Here is a 17,804-nt window from a genome sequence, read left to right on the forward strand (position 1 = left end):
AGGGTGAGCGGAAAGCCGGTCCCCGCTTTTCGGCGCGATGCTCCGAACGGCCAAGCGCGTCATCCTATTTCCTTCCGAACAGCTTTTCTATGTCGCCATGGCCCAGCTTCACCCAGGTGGGGCGGCCGTGGTTGCATTGGCCGCTGCGGGGGGTGATCTCCATTTCGCGGAGCAGGGCGTTCATTTCCGCGACGCTCAATATCCGGCCGGCGCGGACGGAACCGTGGCAGGCCATGGTCGCGGCCACCAGGTCCAGGCGCTCCTTCAGGGAAAGCGCGCTGTCATAGGCGGCGAGGTCGTCGGCCAGATCGGACACCAATCCCTGCACGTCGCCCTGCCCCAGCATCGCCGGGGTTGCGCGGACCAGCATGGCGGCGGGGCCGAAGCGTTCCAGTTCCAGCCCGAAATCCTTGAGTTCCGCGATCCGCGCTTCGAGGCGATCGCAGGCGGGTTCGTCCAGTTCGACCACTTCGGGAAGGAGCAGCGCCTGGGCCGCGATCCCCTGCCCTTCCATGGCGCGGCGCATCCTCTCCAGCGTCAGCCGTTCATGGGCGGCATGCTGGTCGACGATGACGAGGCCGTCCTCCGCCTCCGCGACGATATAGGTGCGGGCGACCTGGCCCCTGGCGACGCCCAGCGGGAAGCTGGTTCCCTCAGGAGCGGGCGCGGCGGCGGGTTCGGCGCGGGCCTGGGGCGGGGGCGTGAGGAAGGCGGGGCGGCGGTCGGCCATCGAATGGGTGGGAACAGGCGCGCCCGCGGCTTCGAAGATCGGCATGGCGCCGATGGGCGTGGGGGAGACGGGTTCGGACCGCCATGCCGAGAGACCGGCAGGGTCGGCATGCTGGACGGCGCGAAAACCCTCCGCCTCCAGGGCGCGGCGCAGGCCGGACACGATCATGCCCCGGATCAGCGCAGGATCGCGGAAGCGCACTTCGGTCTTGGCGGGGTGGACATTGACGTCGACCTCCAGCGGCGGGACGTCCAGGAACAGGGCGACGACCGGATGCCGGTCCCGCGCCAGCATGTCGGCATAGGCGCCGCGCACCGCGCCGACCAGCAGCCGGTCGCGTACCGGGCGGCCGTTCACGAACAGGAACTGATGATCGCCCACGCCGCGATGATAGGTGGGGAGCGAGGCCACGCCGGACAGGCGCACCCCTTCCCGCTCCAGCGCGACGATGACGTGATTGTCCGCCAGCGCCCGGTCGGTCAGCGCGGCGACGCGGTCCTCCCGCGCTTCGCCCGCCTGCACGCCCAACACCCGGCGGCCGTCATGTTCCATGCTGAAGGCGATGGCGGGATGCGCCATGGCAAGGCGGCGGACGACGTCGAGGCAGGCGGCATATTCCGCCTTGGCCGAGCGCAGGAATTTGCGGCGGGCGGGGACTTTCCCGAACAGTTGCTCCACTATCACCCGCGTGCCGGGCGGCAGGGCGGCGGGGCCTTCGCTGACCGTCACGCCATTGTCGACGGTGCGGTTCCAGCCGTCGCTTCCCGCCGGGCGGCTATCGATGGAAAGGCGCGCCACGCTGGCGATGGAGGGCAAGGCTTCGCCCCGGAAGCCGAGAGTGGCGACATTTTCGATGGCGTCGTCGGGCAGTTTGGAGGTGGCGTGGCGTTCCAGCGCCAGCGCGATTTCCGATGAATCCATGCCGCAGCCGTCGTCGCTGACTTCGATCCGGTCGAGGCCCCCGTTGGAAATGCGGATGGCGATCCGGCGCGATCCGGCATCCACCGCATTTTCAACGATTTCCTTGAGCGCGCTGGCGGGCCTTTCGACCACTTCGCCCGCGGCGATGCGATTGACCAGATGTTCGGGCAGACGGCGTATTGACATTGATTAGTGACTAGCCCAAGCGAGCGCTTTCCGCGAGACACAAGCCTCAAGAAAATTTTCGGTTGACCCAGGGGCGGGTGGAACGTGGGGCGAACTTTCCGACTGTCCCGGTTCGCTTCGCCGGGGGGTGGGCTGAACAGGAACAGGCATGTCGATCTTCTCGCGACTTTTCAAACTCTCCTCCCAGGACATGGCCATCGACCTCGGCACGGCGAACACCGTGGTCTATGTGCGGGGGCGCGGCATCGTGCTCAACGAACCTTCGGTGGTGGCGGTCGAGACGCTGAACGGCGTGAAGCGGGTGAAGGCGGTCGGCGACGACGCCAAGCTGATGATGGGCAAGACGCCCGATTCGATCGAAGCCATCCGGCCGCTGCGCGACGGCGTGATCGCGGACATCGACGTCGCGGAGCAGATGATCAAGCATTTCATCACCAAGGTGCATGGCGGCAAGTCGCGGCCCTGGCGTTTCCCGGAAATCGTGATCTGCGTGCCTTCGGGGTCGACCAGCGTGGAGCGCCGCGCGATTCGCGATGCGGCAAGCAATGCGGGCGCTTCGCAGGTCTTCCTGATCGAGGAGCCGATGGCCGCCGCCATCGGCGCGGACATGCCGGTGACGGAACCGATCGGGTCGATGGTGGTCGACATCGGCGGCGGCACGACCGAGGTCGCGGTGCTTTCGCTGCGCGGGCTGGCCTATACCACTTCGGTGCGCGTGGGTGGGGACAAGATGGACGAAGCCATCGTTTCCTTCGTGCGCCGTCATCATAATCTGCTGATCGGCGAAGCGACCGCCGAGCGGATCAAGAAGCAGTTCGGCGTCGCCCAGCCGCCCGAAGACGGCGTGGGCGAGACGATCCACATCAAGGGCCGCGACCTGGTGAACGGCGTGCCCAAGGAAATCTCCATCAACCAGGGCCAGATCGCCGACGCGCTGGCGGAGCCGATCAGCACCATCGTGGAGGGCGTTCGCATCGCGCTGGAGAATACCGCGCCGGAACTGGCGGCGGACATTGTCGACCAGGGCATCGTCCTGACCGGCGGCGGCGCGCTGCTGAAGGGGCTGGATGACGAGCTGCGCGACGAGACCGGCCTGCCCGTCACCATCGCCGAAGATCCGCTGACCTGCGTCGCCATCGGCACCGGCCGGGCGATGGAAGACCCGATATTCCGGGGCGTTCTCCAGACCGCTTAAGGGGGCAAGTGGATGGCGCGGCCACCCAGCCGACGTCCCGGACACAACCGGAAGGCGCAATATAGCCTCTTCGCCAGCTATGTGGTGGCGATGACGGGCGCCGCCGTCGGCCTGCTTCTGGTGGTTGTCGCCATTTTCGATCCGACCGGATTCGCCGCGATCCGCATCGCGACGGCGGAAATCACGCGCCCGGCCTCCGTCACGATGAAGAATATGGTGAGCGGGGTCGCCTCCATCGACGAGGTGCTGGCCAGCTATTGGCGCGCCGGGTCGCAGAATGTGGCGCTGCGGCGGCAGGTAGAGGCCGACCGCAACCGCATCATAGAGGCGAAGGCGGTGGCGCAGGAAAATCTGCGCCTGAAGAAGCTGCTCAAGCTGGTCGAGGATGACGGCAGCGAATTGCTGACGGCGCGGCTGATCGCCTCCTCCTCCACCAGCACGCGACGGCTGGCGCGGCTGAACGCGGGACGCTGGCAGGGGGTGCGGCCGGGCATGCCGGTGCGCGCTCCGGAAGGGCTGATCGGGCGCATCCATACGACCACGCCCAATACCGCGGAGGTGCTGCTGCTGACCGACACCAGCAATATCGTGCCGGTGCGGCGGGCCAATGACAGCGTGCCCGCTATTTCGACGGGCCTTGGCGACGGCACGCTGGAGATCCGCGCTCTGGCGGCGGGGCGCAATCCGTTCAAGCCTGGCGACCTGCTCGTCACCTCCGGCGTCGGCGGGGTCTATCAGCCCAATATTCCCGTGGCGGTGATCGTGCGCATCGCGGGCGAAATCGCCTATGGCGTGTCGCTGGCCAACCCGTCCAGGGTCGATGCGGTGGTGGTGGAACGCTCCTTCGAAGAGGCCGTGACCCGGCCGGAGGGCAATGGCCAACTCGCTCCGGTCGAACCGGATGCCGCGCAGAATTCGGCCACGCCATGATCGATCCCCATTTGCAGCATGTGCCGCGCCTTGGCCGTCATCCTTCGCGATTTCGGCTGGCGGGAACGCCGGTCATCACGGTGATGCTGGGATCGCTGGCGACGACGCTGCCGGTGATCGCGCAATCGCCGGTGATGCCGCCCTTCGGCCTGCTGCTGCTGCTGTCCTGGCGGCTGCTGCGCCCGGAATTGTGGCGCACCTGGATCGGCGTGCCGCTCGGCCTGTTCGACGACATCGCCAGCGGCCAGCCCATCGGTTCGGCCATGTGCCTGTGGACCATCACGCTGATCGGCATCGACGCCGTCGAACATCGCATGGTCTGGCGCAGCTATCGGCAGGACTGGTTAATCGCGACCTTCGCGATTATCTTCTGCATTGCCGGCGGCGTCTTCTTCGCGCGGATCACCGGCGGAGGAGACATCAAGCTGCTGTTGGTCGCGCCGCAAATGGTCTGGACGGTCCTGCTCTTTCCCTTCGTCGTCCGGCAATGCGCCCGGATCGACCGCTGGCGCGTGATGGCATGAAGCTGCCCCTGCTCAAGAAGAAGACCGTCACCGAAGCATCCCTGTCCTTCACCTTCACGCGCCGGGCAATGGTGGTGGGCGGGTTGCAGGGGGCGATCGGGGCGCTGCTGGTCGGGCGGATGGGCTGGATCAGCGTGGCGGAGAATGAGAAATACAACCTCCTGTCGGAAAGCAATCGGGTCAATCTGACGCTGATTCCGCCGCGGCGGGGGTGGATCATCGACCGCAACGGGCGGCCGCTGGCGAACAACCGCACCGATTTCCGCGTCGACCTGATCCCGGAGCGGGTGACGGATGCGGAAAATACCATCCGCAGCCTGGCCCATCTGCTGGCGCTGGGCGATGACGAGGTGGAGCGGATCAGGGAGGAGCTGGACAAGTCGGCGGGATTTCGCCCGGTGCAGGTGGCGGAGAAGCTGACCTACGACCAATTTGCGGCGGTGAGCGTGCGGCTGCCCGACCTGCCGGGCGTGGCGCCCAGCCAGGGCTTTTCGCGCAACTATCCCGCCGGGGCGACGGTCGGGCATCTGCTGGGCTATGTCGGCGCGGCGTCGGCCAAGGATTATGAGGAGCGGAAAGACCCGCTGCTGATCACGCCCGGCTTCAAGGTCGGCAAGGACGGGCTGGAGCGGTCCTTCGACAGGGAACTTACCGGCAAGCCGGGCGCGAAGCGCGTGGAGGTGACGGCGCGGGGCAAGATCGTGCGGGAACTCACCACCCGGCCCGACACGCCGGGCAATGCGATCAAGCTGACCATCGACGCGGGCCTTCAGGAATATGCCGGGCGGCGGCTGGCGACGCAGAGCGGGTCGGTGGTGGTGATCGACTGCCATAATGGCGATGTGCTGACCATGGCGTCGATGCCCAGTTTCGATCCCAACAGCTTTTCCGACGGCATCAGTCATCTGGAATGGGACATGCTGTCGAAGGACGACCATGTGCCGTTGCGCAACAAGACGTTGCAGGGGCTTTACCCGCCGGGTTCGACGGTGAAGCCGATGGTGGCGCTCGCCCTGCTGGAGGCGGGCGTATCGCCGATGGAGACGGTGAGCTGCGCGGGCGCGATCCGGGTCGGCAATACGCTGTTCCACTGCCACAAGCGGCGCGGCCATGGCTCGCTCAACATGCGCGGCGCCATCGCGCAGAGTTGCGACATCTATTTCTACCAGATGGCGCAGCGGATCGGCATGGATCGCATCGCCAGCATGGCCCGGCGCGTGGGCATGGGACAGAAATTCGCCCTGCCCTTCCCCAGCCAGAGTTTCGGCACGGTGCCGGACCCGGCGTGGAAGCTGAAGAAATACAACCAGAAATGGCAGGTCTACGACACGGTCAACGCGACCATTGGTCAGGGCTATATGCTCATCAACCCGTTGCAGATGGCGGTGATGGCGGCGCGGCTGGCGACTGGCCGGCAGTTGATGCCCAACTTCATCTTCGGCGCGCAGCGACCCGCGCCTGCATCCGTGGGCGTGAATGAGGAGCATCTGGTGACCATCCGCGACGCCATGAGCGCGGTGGTGAACGGCGGCGGCACGGGCGGCGCGGCGCGCATCCCGCTGCCCGGCGTGATGATGGCGGGCAAGACCGGCACGGCGCAGGTTCGCCGCATCACCATGGCGGAGCGCGGCGGCGGCGTGCGCAGCAACGCATCCCTGCCCTTCAAGCTGCGCGACCACGCGCTGTTCCAGGGTTTCGCGCCGTTCGACAATCCGCGCTATGCCATTGCCTGCATCATTGAGCATGGCGGCCACGTGAACCGGATCGAGGACGCGCCGATGATCGCGGCGGACACCATGACCTATCTGTTCGACCAGGCCAAGGCGATGGAGAAGCTGGAGACCATCGAAAAGGACTGGGGCGGCCCGCCCGCCGAACGGATGGCGCGGCAGATGGCGGCCTACAGGCTGGCAAAGGCCATAGAGAAGGGTGAAGTCCCGCCGCCCGAAGCCGCCAATGCGATGAACGCGGCCGAGGGCAATAGCGCGACCGCGGCGACCGCCGCCGCCACGGCGCCGGCTCCGGAAGCGGATGACGCCCCTCCTCCGGCGGACAGCGCGCCATGAGCATCGTCCCAGAGCCCCTGACCCAATTCCCCTGGCGCGTGCTGGGCATATTGCTCGCCATCGCCGGCTTCGGGACATTGGTGCTCTACAGCGCGGCGGGAGGCAGCATCACGCCCTGGGCGATCAACCAGGCCGTTCGCTTCGCCATATTTTCGGGCATGGCCCTGGTGCTGAGCAGGATACCGCTGGAAACCTTCGCCCGCTTCGCCTTCCCGGCCTATGGCGTCGTGCTGACAGCCCTGTTCCTGGTCGAACTGATCGGCGGGGTGGCGGGAGGCAGCCAGCGATGGATCAACCTGGGCTTCATGCAATTGCAGCCCTCCGAATTCATGAAGCCGGTAATCGTGCTCGCCGTGGCGCGCTTCTACGCGCTGCTGCCCGTGGGCGAGATCAGGCGCTGGAACGCCATCTGGCCCGCGCTGGTGCTGATCGGCGTGCCCTGGGCGCTGGTGCTGGTGCAACCCGACCTCGGCACCGCGACCATGATCGCGGCGGGCGGGGTGACGGTGATGTTCCTCGCCGGCCTGCCGCTGCGGCTGTTCGTGGGGTCGGGTCTGACGCTGGCCGCCATCGTCCCCATCGCCTTCAGCTTCCTGCACGATTACCAGAAGAACCGCGTCCTCATCTTCCTCGACCCTGAAAGCGATCCGCTGGGCGCTGGCTATCACATCAGCCAGTCGAAGATCGCCATCGGATCCGGAGGAATTTTCGGCAAGGGCTTCCTCAAGGGCACGCAGAGCCATCTGGATTATCTGCCGGAGGGGCATACCGACTTCGTTTTCGCCACCATGGCGGAGGAATGGGGTCTGATGGGCGGCGTGCTGCTGATCGGCGCCTTCATGCTGCTGTTCCGCTGGGGGATCGGCGTATCGCTCCGCGCGCAGGACAAATATGCGCGGCTGGTGGCGGCGGGGCTGACCACGACGATCTTCTTCTATGTCGCGATCAACCTGATGATGGTGATGGGCCTGGCGCCCGTGGTGGGCATTCCCCTGCCCTTCATGTCCTATGGCGGATCGTCGATGCTGACGGTGATGCTGTGCGTCGGCATCATCATGGCCATCGAACGATCGGGCCGGCGGCGCAGCCGTCCGGGAAGCTGGGGATGAAAGGGCGCTTGCCCGCAAAAATTTGCCGGCGGGCGCGATTTCCTGTTTGCAAAGTCCGATGCGACTGCTAACAGCCCGCCCACGCCAAGGCGACGGCCCATTGGGAACAAGCCGAAAGCGGATGTGGACGCATAGCTCAGTTGGTAGAGCAGCTGACTCTTAATCAGCGGGTCCTTGGTTCGAGCCCAAGTGCGTCCACCACCTTCTCCTTATCTTTCAATAAGTTAGGTCGCCATCGAACAGATGGTGATGCGACTGGAGCGGCGAGAAACGTCTCCATGGCAACGCTATGGCAACATTTCGCTGAGCTTTGGCGCGCTCATTTGAGACGGATTTGGACAATTCGTGCTGGTCCGTTGGGTAGACCGGGGCTCTGGCGGGATGGCCAAATTTGGGGTCAAGTCTCTTGTCTCCCATGCGTGACGCGAGCTATAAAATGGCGTGGCGGACAGACCGATCGAGGATCGGTTTGCATGGTTACGCTTGATGACAGGTTTCTTCGGATCAATGGCGTCGTCGAAAAGACCGGACGGTCGCGCGCTGCCATTTACCGGATGATCGCAGACGGCACCTTTCCGAGGCAGGAACGCATCGGCGTGCGCGCGGTGGGATGGCGGATGTCGGCAGTAGCCAAGTGGATGGAAGCGCCATTGGAATATCGGCAGGACAATATGGGGAAATGAATGAGACGCTTCGTTCCCCAACTGCGGCAAAATTCCTTGCCAGAAATGGCGCGCCCGATGGCAACAAGGTAGCCGCCTTTATTGACCGGGTCTCCCCATGTTGAACGCGGTCGGCGTCACCGTCGCTGAGAGCCCGGGCTGCCGTATAAGCCAGAAGACGTTATCCGCCCGATTTGAGTTCGGCCCCTTGGTCACCCAGCCAGAGCGAATGGTGGTGGCCATGGCAAAGCTCCGGGCGCGTGGAAGGGGATGGCTGAAGAAGGCGGGCTGCGCCGTTTGATTTAGTACGTTGTCCATACGTGCCGCCGGAGAAGCGGATTTGCTCGCCGCATAGCGGTTTGGAAACCGTGCAAAGACGGTTGGTAGGGGCGCCCCCTCTATACGGATATCCGAAATAGATCGAAGCCTCAGCGATGCTCATGCCCTGGATCATGGCACGGATTTCAGGTTGGTTGCCCGCTTGGTCTGTTTGCGGCTCGGCGCGGGTGGGAAGCGCATTTTTGTGGCGGAATTCGGTGCTGCCGGCGACCAAATGGCTTGGTGGACGAGCTGGGACTCGAACCCAGAACCAATCGATTAAGAGTCGATTGCTCTACCAATTGAGCTACTCGTCCGACAGGTGCCCTGTAGAAGGGCGGGCGCGCGAAGGCAACGCGATTTTCTCCGAGCCGGACACGCAAGCATGAGCGCCAAGCTGCTCGTTGTGCGCTCCTAACCGGCGGAGGCATGGTCAACGTCCGCAATATCGACATGGATTCGAGGCTCCCGATCTGGACGCGTTTTCCCGCTTGCTGGAGACCGCTCGGCAGCATGGCAATACCCCCCTGATGATAGTTGCCGCCACGCTCATCGGAGCGGCGGGAGACTGGGTATCGAGAGGCCTGCAGGCACGAAATCGCGATCAAGGCTCATTCGTCTAGCCGCGATCGTGCTGCTGTCCCGACCGTTCCAAATCCCAGCATCCTGCCGCCGTGCCCATTCGCTGTGTACGCGTAAGACTGCGGTTGCTCCGTCGACCGCGGTTGCCTGATTAAGTCCGACAGACGGCTCGCGAAAATATCGGGACCGAAGCGGCGCACCATATGGGCAGCGACGCTCGCACTATACCGCCGCTGCCGCCACCCGGTCGGGCTGTGATAGACACCCACCGCGCTCCAATAATCCCGAGTTACGACCAAGCCCGACAGGAAGATCCAGCGGGCAGCATTGACGTTGAAGCAGGCGTCGTGGGTCAGCCACCATCGGACGTGCACGGCCGACCGACTTGTTGCCGCCGCCAGCTTCGCGACCCACCAGCTGTTGACCTGAAGGGGACCGAGATCATGCGAGCCATTGGTGTTTCGTATCTCAGCGCCGACCCATCCCCCTTCCTGATCCCGCAAGCCCCAAAGCGTCTTTTCAAGCCATGGTCTGCCCTCAGCGGCAGCGCGGATACACCGCGCCACTTCACGTTCATTCATCGAACGCGTGGCCGGGCTAGCGAAAGCCACAGAGACATTGCACAGCATGACCGCGGAGGACAGGATCGCCGATTGGCGACACAGCCGCATAAATTTGCGTGTAGCCCGTTTCCAGCCGCTCATATGCCAACTCCCTTGAGCACGAGCTGTCCGCCGGTGAGGAGGGCAAGCAGCCGTTCACCCGAGATAAGCTCGAGGTGCTGATGACGATCGAGAAGTCCGCGGCTCAGTCCCCCTGTCCGTCCGGTGTGGATAAAGAGTCCAGGCATCCCGCGCCGTCTGCAGAGCAACGCGAACGCTTCCACATGCTCAGGCCGGATGGAGCTGGCGTAGCGCTCGGCCTGGATCAGCCAGGTCTGGCCGCCAATCGCCACCTGTCCATCGACGCCGCCGTCGCCCGTATAACGATGGTTGCGGACCACCTTGTGGCCTCGCATCGCGAAGCTCTCGAGAAGCAGTTCCTCGAAGGCGAGCGCATCCATGGCCCGCAACCGCGCGTAGATGCGCCCCGGCGGCTGCGAGCGGTCGGGGCCGTGAAGTGCAACGCACATGATCCTTGCCTGACGCCGCCGCCAGCGATGACGCAGGGGAATATGCGTGGCACGCGCGATCAGTGCAGCGACGATCAACAGCAGGGTCAATATGGCAAGCAACATGGTCGGATGTCCTGTCAGCGTTCTGGACCTTGGGATGGTTCAGGTTGTTGGCTGGGCGCCGGAGAGGCCCGATCCTCACGGGCCTCCCGCGCGTCGTGCGGATCGGTCGCTCCGCCTCGATCGAGCACGGACTGCAGAAAGCGATCGAGCACCTCGGCGATGCTTCTGGCTCCGCCCGCAAGGCGGTCGGCCAAGCTGCCGTTCGATTGACCGCGGCGATCAAGCTGGCGCTCGAGCTGGGAGTCGCGTCGTTCCTGCCTCGCCTTCTCCTGCTCCTCGCGCGTCTGACGCAAGTGATCCGGATGGCGTTCGGAAAACTGGCTGTGCTTGTCGCGATCAAGCCGCCCAAGCCCTTCTAGGGACGAGGTCTTTTCTCCGGACCGCTGCGCAAGCCGCTGAGCGAGCCGCTTCACATCCTCGGTCCAGAGCTTTACGCCATATTGGGCGCGCGTAATGGCGGTGTAGTAGTTCTGTCCGTTGACGAGGCCGGAGTTGACAGGCGCCAGCACGTAGACGCGATCGTAGGTTTTCGACTGGGCGGAATATACCGTTTCGGAGTAGCCATGATCCCAGGTCTTATGGACCGATAGATCGACCTGTTGCGCGCGATCGTCACGGTCCCACCGGATGGTCGCGATCGGCCCATCCAGCTTCTCGACAGTTCCGCGTTCCGCGTTCTTGAGCTGCAGATCCTTGTTCGCCAGCCGCCACTGGACGCGGTCTCCCTCCGCCAGGTCGCGCTCATCCCGATTGAACACGTTGACCTGGCGCGCCGAACCAAGTCGAGGATCCCAGCGGATGATGCGTCCGTTTTCATCGACGAGCCGGACGATCTGGCGACCGTTGGCATCGCGCCCGAGCCCGATGACGCGGTATTCCGTCTCGCGCGCGATCCCCGCGCCGGCGATGTCCCGACCGAAGGTCACGACCTGCCCGCCAGAGTAGAAGCGAGCGTTGCGCTTTTCCTCGTCGGTCATGCCGGACGCGGTCAGGACTGAGAGCCTCGTATCTTCGGCCGCGACGACCCCTTCCCTTTTCAGGACCTCCCGGATCTGCGTGTTGACGATCAGCCGGGTAGCATTGTCCAGCACGAGGATGTTGGTATTGGCGCGGTTCTCGGGCTTGAGCCGCGTCCATTCGTCGACAAGCGCCTTGGCGAGCTTGTCGGCGCTCTCGCCGCTCACGACCTTGTCCAGGCTGGCGAGAGACGCGGCATAGTCGCCGGCACGCGCCTGCGCGACCGCCGCCTTCATCACCTTGGTTTCCTGACGGATCGCCTCGGTGAGCTGGGCGGTCGGCATTCCCAGTTTCTGGAGAAGCCAGAAAGCCTTCCCCTGCTCGATGGCGCCGGTCTGCTTATTGTCCCCGAGCAGGAGTACCCGAGCCCCTGTCGCGCGACTGATCTCGAGTACGCGAAGAGCCTGCCGATTGCCGAGTTGGCCTGCCTCATCGACGACGAGGACGTGCCTATCGGTGATCCCGAATCCGCCGCCGGCGAGCAGGCTGGCGACAGTCCGTGATTCGATATTGGCCTTCCGACCGAGATCGGCGGCGGCCGATGATGTTGGCGCGAGAGCGAGTAAGATCGTGCCGGATTCGGTCGCCTCCGCGAGCGTCCTCACCAGGGTCGATTTGCCCGAGCCGGCAACGCCATGAATACCAGCCACGCGATCGCGCGACGTGGCAACATCGACCAGAGCCTGTTCCTGAGCCGGCTTAAGGCCTGCACTCTCGAGAGCGAGGAGGAGCCGATCGGATGAGGTGATCGGCCGGGCATCATCCAACGACAGCGCCAGATGCTGCGTGAGTGCAAGCTCGAGCCGGGCGGTCCTTCGCGTGGTCCGCCCACGCGTGAGGATCTGGTCCCCGGTAGGTGCGCGTGTGGCAAGCAGCTTGCGGCGCTCTTCATGCATTTCGAGCTGTGGCAACAAATCCGAAGCGCGCACATCGCCGACATGGCTGGCGAGGCCCAACCTAAGAATCCGGCCGCGGTTGTTGACGGCTTCGCGGGTCTCCGCCTGGCGTATGCCGAAGAGAGCGGCTCTCCCAATCGTCACCGGATCGACCTCCGGCGGGCGCTCCTTCTCCTCGGCCCTGGCGGCGACCGATTCGAGAAATTGCCGGAAGGGCTGCGATCGATCCGTCCATTGCCGGTTCAGGTCGTCGAGGCCGATTTTTACCTTGGGGCCGCGCGTAGCATAGAAGGACCGCTGTCGCTCGGCCTGGCCAGAAAATCCATTTTCCTTCGCGTGCTCGTTGATCTGTTCGCCGCGCCGGGAGAATCCCAGGAGGAGTTCCTTCGGGAAATGGGCCAGTTCCCACAGCCCCGTGCGGGGATCAAACTCGATCTCATGTCCTTGCTCGATGACGTCGCGGGCCAGATCGTTTCGGTAGATCTGCCCGGCCACCATCTGCTCCGCGAACATGGCACGGGTTTCGAGGCTGGCCATAGAGGCGCCATCCTCGCGATTGGTCATGTTCATGATGACGGCGTGCGTGTGGAGATGGGGGTCCTGCTCGCGGGACGCGTGCTCGGTGAACCGGGCGACTACGAACCGTCCCGTCGTCTCGTGGATGATTTCGCCATCCACTCGCCTGCGGAGAGTCGCGTGCTCCTCGAGATAGTTCAGCGCGGAGGTCACCGCCCGTTCGTGCGCGGCCAGGATGCGCTCGTCGCCCATGACAAGGGCCATGATCGAGATCGACTTGGGGGCGTTTACCGCGAAATCCCAACCCGGGTGATGCTCGATCTCGCCGTTTTGGCGATGACGACCGAGTTGTTGATCGCCGACCTTGCCGGCGAGCAGCTCCTTGAACATCTGGGGGTCGACCTTGCCCTCGAGACCGAGTTCCGCGGCGATCTTGCCGCCCCATTCGGAATGCTCCTCGGCGCCCTTGGTGTAATAGTCGCCTACCGTATAGTAGCGGGCGATATTGGCGGGCTTGCCGTGCAAGCGGACGGGATTGATCATGCCGGCCTCGCCGGCTCACGAGGCCCGTTGGCCTGACCGTGCTGGACGAGATCGGATTTGATGTCGCCCTGGCGGGCGGCGAGGATATCCCAGGCGACGCTGACCGGGACCGGCATCTCGCCCTCCCCGGCCGAGAGTATGGCATCGATCTGCTCTTCCTCGTCGACGGGGACGCTGGGCGTGAACAGGTCCGGCTGGTTGTCCGCTGGTTCAGGCGCTTTCCGCTCCGCCCGCGGCTTCTCCTGCGGCGGCATATTCGCCGGTTTCTGCTCGCGCTCCATCTGGTCGCGGACCCGCGCTTCGGCATGGGCCAACCGGACGAGCTTGCTGGCCTGGGAAAGACGAATTGGGGGAGCCGTGCGCTCGACGAAAGCTTCAGCCAAAGAAGCGACATCATTGTATCGGTCGTCGAACCGGACGACGGGCAAGTTGCGACCGAAGCGGAGGAAGCCGGACAGGTTGGGCAGATTGGTGACCTCGGTATGCATGACCAACGGCCGGGTCACCTGCATACGCGAGAGGTTCACGCCGTCGCGCATATCGTTGACGCCGTAGGACATGCCCTCGTTGGCCTCGACCTGCTCGACCTGGCCAAGATTTTCCGAAACATGCTTAGCGGTGGGGGAGTCATTGGCGCGGAGAGCCACCCAAGTTGAGCAGTAGCCGGTGATCGCGGCGGCATCCTGGATGCCGTAGGTCGCCTCCAGTTGCGGATAGGACTGGAACCCCAATATGCCGCAGCCGCCATATTTGCGGGCGCGGGCGAGGAAGTCAGACAGTGATGGCAACTTCTGGAGCGTGGGCAGCTCGTCGACCACACAATAGAGTCGCCGGTCGCGGTCGGGAACGAGGCTCATGATCGCCGAGATGGCGATGTCGAGCCAAACCGTGATCAGGGGTCTGAGCGAAGGAAGCTGGTCCGCCTTCACGGTAATGAACAGCCAGCTGCCGTCCGCCCCCGTCTCCACCCAATCGCGGATCGAGAAGCCATCCTCGGTGTCGTCGAGATAGGCGAAGCTGCGCATCACCGATGCGAGTTCGGCCTGGATGCCAGCCGACGTCCGCTCGCCTTCGGTGGAGATAAAGGCGGCCGCATCGGTTCCCGCCGCGAAGGCTGCGAGATCCCTGAGCTTGGAGCGCAGCAGCCGATCAAGCAGGACGGAAACGAAGGTATGCTTCTGCTTGGCGAGCTTGCGCATGACGGCGACCAGCGTGCCCCGCGCGGCCTTTGCCCAGAAGGGATCGCCGGTCTTGTCGGGGATCGTCGACTCCGCGATCTGGTCGTAATGATAATCGCGGGGGACATCGACCCAGGGGGACCAGCGCGCGGTCCGCTGGTCGAGCGGATTGAGCAGCGTGTCGATTTCGGGGCGGTAGAATTTTTCGACGAAGGTACCGGCGGTGTCATAGACGATGGCGCGCTTTCCCGACTTGCGGATGCCGTCGAGCATCTTGATGATGAGGTTGGTCTTGCCCGTGCCAGGCGCCCCGCACAGGAGAATATGTTCGGGCTCGAACGCCTCCGGGACAGTGACTCCCCCGATGGTGAGCACCCCCTTTTTCTGCCAGCGTAGCGCCCGCTTCACCTGCCGGAAGGTGCCGAACCGCGCGCCGCGTAGATACTGATTGGAGCCCAGTCCCTTCCCTGTCCGGGTGAAGTAGAACCAGGCCCAGGCGAGCGCGCCGAGCGCGAAGACGCCGGACACCAGAGCACCGTGGATGAGGTAGAGTTCGAAGCTGTGCAGGGTCTTCTTGGCGAGGTCTGATTCCATCAGCCAGTCGGCCGACGTCCAGTATTGTTTTCCGGTCGGCGTCTTGAACAGGACGGGGTCGTTGGTGCCAGCCGCGGCGTCGACCTTGAAGCTGGCCTCGACCAGCTTCATCAGGACGAAGCGTTCATACTCGCTGGACTTCTCGAGCGCGTACCAGATGATCCCCATCACCCAGATCACCAGCCCCGCGATCATGGTCTGGAAGAAGACCTGGGTGGTCATCCGGACATTGTGCACGATGGCCTGGCCACCCCGAGTCCAGGAACCCAGCGTGTCGTTGCGGAAGATGCTCACCGGGCACCGTCCTGGCCGAGCAGGCCCCGCTGGAGGAGCATGTCGCGGGCGTCGGCTTTGGCCTGTTCGAGGGCCTTGGGCGACTGCTGGCCCGTCGCGGTGGCGACGATGGAGAGTATCTGGATGCAGGTCGCCAGGATCTCGTCCTGGGAGGAATAGATGTAGCGGCCACCGGGATCGGCGGCCTGCTGAAGGACCGATCGGACGAACGTCGAGAAAGAGAGATCGGCACCCGTGGCGCGCCTGTTCAGGCGCTCATAAAGGGTGTCGTCGATCCGAACGCTGATACGAACCACGTCGATGCTCCACTTGGGAGCTCGACCGGTATGTCTTGAAGCGGAGCCAACTTACGCGAAATTGCGCCGCGCTTCAACGATTTAGTCGTGTCGGACGTGTCCGACAAAAAAAGCTGCGCAATATCAGCAGGTTCAAAGCCATCAGAACGATGCGGGATGACATGTCGGACAAAGCGTGTGACCGCTGTCCGACATGTCTGACGCACTTAACTCAATGATTTCACACGGCAATATCCGCGCAGCACCCGTGCGTGGGGTGCATTACAAACGCCAAGGGCGTGCGTCCTCCCCTGCGCAGCGACAGCGTCGCTGCGAAGCCTCGTGCCGGGCGGCGCGGGGTTTCTCCGTGAGGGGACTGGCAACTTCGACATAAGTGACCCTTTTTGGAATGAGATGAGGGAACGAACCCCCTCACCAATTGCCCCAGTCCATCGTCGGTTCTGGCGGCAGCAGCCTGAGGGCACCCTCGATGGGTGCCCTCAGGCTTTTGATCGTCGGCCTCGATTGATGCTGGTGTGTCGGGACAAAGAAAAGGGGAGGAGCGCCTGCGCGCCCCTCCCGTCTGGCTCAGAGTTCGTCGAGTATTCTGCCCGGCACGCTGTGCACGATGCGATCGATGAGCGTCATCGGCAGCGCGCCGTAATCGCCCTCGTCGATGGTGATGTAACCGGCCTCATCGTCCGCCACGACATGCTGGTCGAAGTAGCTGTGAAGCGCGCGGCGTTCGGCATTCGCGATGGCTGCGAAGAAAGCGGCGTTGTCGGCGGCGGCGTTCGTGATCATCTGCATCGTATGCTCCTGTCCGTCTTGAATGACAGGAGCCGCGCGGTCGGGCGTCCGAGGCCGGGTCAAGGATCGCGAAGCGACCGCGCAGCGGCGGTGGGGGTCACGATTTTCTTTGGCGGCCACTGGCGTTGCAGGGGAGGCGCCGCGCTTGATCCGCCGAAGAAAATGGTGGGGCCCCGCCGTCCTTGATGCGGTCTCGGACGTCTGGCAGGATGATGAGACTGTGAGAGTTTTCCCTCTCGTCGGGAGACCAGGGCAAGGCGTAGCGGCGTGCGGACCGAAGGGTCCGCGCGGCACGCGAGCGAGCCGGGACCTAATGCCAGCGAAAGAGAAAAGGGACCGAGCGCGAGGCCCGGTCCCGGTCGCGTCAGGGATGGCGGCCGCAGTGGCAGTAATGCTCATCGATGCCGGTTAGGGAGCAGTAGCCCGGACCGAAGTCGGGATATAACTCGTCCTCGTCCTCGGTGTAGCCGTGATAGACGGCGATCATGAACGCATAGCGCCGGAGCTGCGGGTCAAGGTCGTCGATGAGGCGTGCGCAGTCGGCGCTGAAACGGCGGGCATAGAGTTCGTAGGTTGCGCCAGCGGTCGCCCGCATCTCCGCTTTGGCAAGCCGGTCCGTCTCCGCTCGGAATTGTTCGAGGGCGAGGAATTGCGGTGTGTCGCTAGCGCGAGATGCGGCGGCGAGTGCGACGGGTTGGCGCTGGATCACCAGACGATATGCCGGGCTATCGTCGGCGCGGGCCCGAAGTATGGTATAGCCGTTCGTTCGGGTGACCTGGCGAGCGATCCGACCGGTTATTTGGTGTAGCCGCTCGTATTCGACTCTGAAGAAATCTCGTTCGTCGCGGGTTCTTGCGACGCCGATGGCGCGGCTGCAAAGTGCAGCAAGCGTAAGGTGCTTTTCGAGGAGACGAATGAGCCGGAAGCCGGTGGCTTGCGCCCTCCAATAGTCCGGTTCGTGCGATGCGACGATGCGAGTGATACTGGGTTGCTTGTAGGTCATAAGAGCCTCCATTATGAAGCGCTCCTCATCTCCATCAGATGAGGATGGACCCATCGGGACGCGGTGTTGAGGCGGTCAGGGACGGCGTAGCCGTCGCGAAGCGGGCAGCGGGGGAGCCGATTTTGTTGTCGCGGAGCGGAGCGAAGCGGCGGCAAAATTGGGGGGACCGCTGATCCTTGACGGCCGAGGGACACCCAGCGTCATACTTTGGCGATGAA

Annotated in this window: 14 protein-coding genes and 2 tRNA genes; 7 read left to right on the top strand and 9 right to left on the bottom strand. The window is 64.2% G+C overall.

The genetic code is table 11. The features are described 5' to 3' along the window. Positions 1-64: 64 nt before the first annotated feature. Positions 65-1,837, bottom strand: a complete 1,773-nt coding sequence (gene mutL, locus Sj15T_RS04760) for a DNA mismatch repair endonuclease MutL (RefSeq protein WP_013040111.1) — start codon at positions 1,835-1,837, stop codon at positions 65-67. A 148-nt stretch (positions 1,838-1,985) separates the two neighbouring features. Between mutL and Sj15T_RS04765 the strand changes: the two genes are divergently transcribed. From Sj15T_RS04765 to Sj15T_RS04795, 7 genes are all read left to right on the top strand, one after another. Then, positions 1,986-3,032: a rod shape-determining protein gene (locus Sj15T_RS04765; protein WP_007685698.1), complete on the top strand. Its 1,047-nt coding sequence runs from the start codon at positions 1,986-1,988 to the stop codon at positions 3,030-3,032. 12 nt (positions 3,033-3,044) lie between these two features. Beyond that, complete coding sequence (gene mreC / locus Sj15T_RS04770; RefSeq protein WP_013040112.1) at positions 3,045-3,962, top strand: rod shape-determining protein MreC; 918 nt, start codon at positions 3,045-3,047, stop codon at positions 3,960-3,962. Beyond that, positions 3,959-4,486: a hypothetical protein gene (locus tag Sj15T_RS04775; RefSeq protein ID WP_013040113.1), complete on the top strand. Its 528-nt coding sequence runs from the start codon at positions 3,959-3,961 to the stop codon at positions 4,484-4,486. Before mreC ends, Sj15T_RS04775 begins: the two co-directional genes overlap by 4 nt. Next, positions 4,483-6,552, top strand: coding sequence for a penicillin-binding protein 2 (gene mrdA / locus Sj15T_RS04780; RefSeq protein ID WP_013040114.1), 2,070 nt, complete (start codon positions 4,483-4,485; stop codon positions 6,550-6,552). The genes Sj15T_RS04775 and mrdA overlap by 4 nt, the downstream gene beginning before the upstream one ends. Continuing rightward, complete coding sequence (gene rodA / locus Sj15T_RS04785) at positions 6,549-7,661, top strand: rod shape-determining protein RodA (protein WP_007685691.1); 1,113 nt, start codon at positions 6,549-6,551, stop codon at positions 7,659-7,661. The genes mrdA and rodA overlap by 4 nt, the downstream gene beginning before the upstream one ends. Positions 7,662-7,786: 125 nt before the next feature. Next, positions 7,787-7,862: transfer RNA gene (locus Sj15T_RS04790), tRNA-Lys, on the top strand. 272 nt (positions 7,863-8,134) lie between these two features. After that, complete coding sequence (locus Sj15T_RS04795) at positions 8,135-8,344, top strand: AlpA family phage regulatory protein (RefSeq protein ID WP_013040115.1); 210 nt, start codon at positions 8,135-8,137, stop codon at positions 8,342-8,344. Between the two features lie 538 nt (positions 8,345-8,882). Here Sj15T_RS04795 and Sj15T_RS04800 read toward each other — a convergent pair. From Sj15T_RS04800 to Sj15T_RS04835, 8 genes are all read right to left on the bottom strand, one after another. Next, positions 8,883-8,958, bottom strand: a tRNA-Lys gene (locus Sj15T_RS04800). Positions 8,959-9,252: 294 nt separating this feature from the next. Beyond that, on the bottom strand, positions 9,253-9,927 hold the full coding sequence (locus tag Sj15T_RS04805; protein WP_253720630.1) for a lytic transglycosylase domain-containing protein: 675 nt from the start codon (positions 9,925-9,927) through the stop codon (positions 9,253-9,255). Then, positions 9,924-10,460 (bottom strand): restriction endonuclease, encoded by a 537-nt coding sequence (locus Sj15T_RS04810; protein ID WP_013040118.1) that lies wholly within the window; start codon positions 10,458-10,460, stop codon positions 9,924-9,926. The genes Sj15T_RS04805 and Sj15T_RS04810 overlap by 4 nt, the downstream gene beginning before the upstream one ends. A 14-nt stretch (positions 10,461-10,474) precedes the next feature. Next, positions 10,475-13,432, bottom strand: a complete 2,958-nt coding sequence (mobF, locus tag Sj15T_RS04815) for a MobF family relaxase (RefSeq protein ID WP_013040119.1) — start codon at positions 13,430-13,432, stop codon at positions 10,475-10,477. Next, the gene (locus Sj15T_RS04820) at positions 13,429-15,498 is read right to left on the bottom strand and encodes a type IV secretion system DNA-binding domain-containing protein (protein WP_013040120.1); all 2,070 of its coding nucleotides are present in this window, start codon (positions 15,496-15,498) and stop codon (positions 13,429-13,431) included. Before Sj15T_RS04820 ends, mobF begins: the two co-directional genes overlap by 4 nt. Next, positions 15,495-15,794, bottom strand: a complete 300-nt coding sequence (locus Sj15T_RS04825) for a CopG family transcriptional regulator (RefSeq protein ID WP_013040121.1) — start codon at positions 15,792-15,794, stop codon at positions 15,495-15,497. Before Sj15T_RS04825 ends, Sj15T_RS04820 begins: the two co-directional genes overlap by 4 nt. A gap of 567 nt (positions 15,795-16,361) precedes the next feature. Beyond that, on the bottom strand, positions 16,362-16,583 hold the full coding sequence (locus Sj15T_RS04830; RefSeq protein ID WP_013040122.1) for a hypothetical protein: 222 nt from the start codon (positions 16,581-16,583) through the stop codon (positions 16,362-16,364). A 364-nt stretch (positions 16,584-16,947) separates the two neighbouring features. Next, entirely contained in the window at positions 16,948-17,586 is a 639-nt protein-coding gene (locus tag Sj15T_RS04835) for a hypothetical protein (protein ID WP_013040123.1), read from the bottom strand. Positions 17,587-17,804 lie beyond the last annotated feature (218 nt).

This window comes from Sphingobium sp. TA15 (genome assembly GCF_037101235.1).
GTDB classification, from domain to species: Bacteria; Pseudomonadota; Alphaproteobacteria; order Sphingomonadales; family Sphingomonadaceae; genus Sphingobium; species Sphingobium indicum.

Bases quoted from the DNA above. Each gene is read 5' to 3' on its own strand.
- Sj15T_RS04835 (WP_013040123.1), bottom strand. From the start codon at position 17,586: ATGACCTACAAGCAACCCAGTATCACTCGCATCGTCGCATCGCACGAA.
- Sj15T_RS04830 (WP_013040122.1), bottom strand. From the start codon at position 16,583: ATGCAGATGATCACGAACGCCGCCGCCGACAACGCCGCTTTCTTCGCA.
- mutL (WP_013040111.1), bottom strand. From the start codon at position 1,837: ATGTCAATACGCCGTCTGCCCGAACATCTGGTCAATCGCATCGCCGCG.
- Sj15T_RS04765 (WP_007685698.1), top strand. From the start codon at position 1,986: ATGTCGATCTTCTCGCGACTTTTCAAACTCTCCTCCCAGGACATGGCC.
- mobF (WP_013040119.1), bottom strand. From the start codon at position 13,432: ATGATCAATCCCGTCCGCTTGCACGGCAAGCCCGCCAATATCGCCCGC.
- rodA (WP_007685691.1), top strand. From the start codon at position 6,549: ATGAGCATCGTCCCAGAGCCCCTGACCCAATTCCCCTGGCGCGTGCTG.
- Sj15T_RS04775 (WP_013040113.1), top strand. From the start codon at position 3,959: ATGATCGATCCCCATTTGCAGCATGTGCCGCGCCTTGGCCGTCATCCT.
- mreC (WP_013040112.1), top strand. From the start codon at position 3,045: ATGGCGCGGCCACCCAGCCGACGTCCCGGACACAACCGGAAGGCGCAA.
- Sj15T_RS04810 (WP_013040118.1), bottom strand. From the start codon at position 10,460: ATGTTGCTTGCCATATTGACCCTGCTGTTGATCGTCGCTGCACTGATC.
- mrdA (WP_013040114.1), top strand. From the start codon at position 4,483: ATGAAGCTGCCCCTGCTCAAGAAGAAGACCGTCACCGAAGCATCCCTG.
- Sj15T_RS04795 (WP_013040115.1), top strand. From the start codon at position 8,135: ATGGTTACGCTTGATGACAGGTTTCTTCGGATCAATGGCGTCGTCGAA.
- Sj15T_RS04805 (WP_253720630.1), bottom strand. From the start codon at position 9,927: ATGAGCGGCTGGAAACGGGCTACACGCAAATTTATGCGGCTGTGTCGC.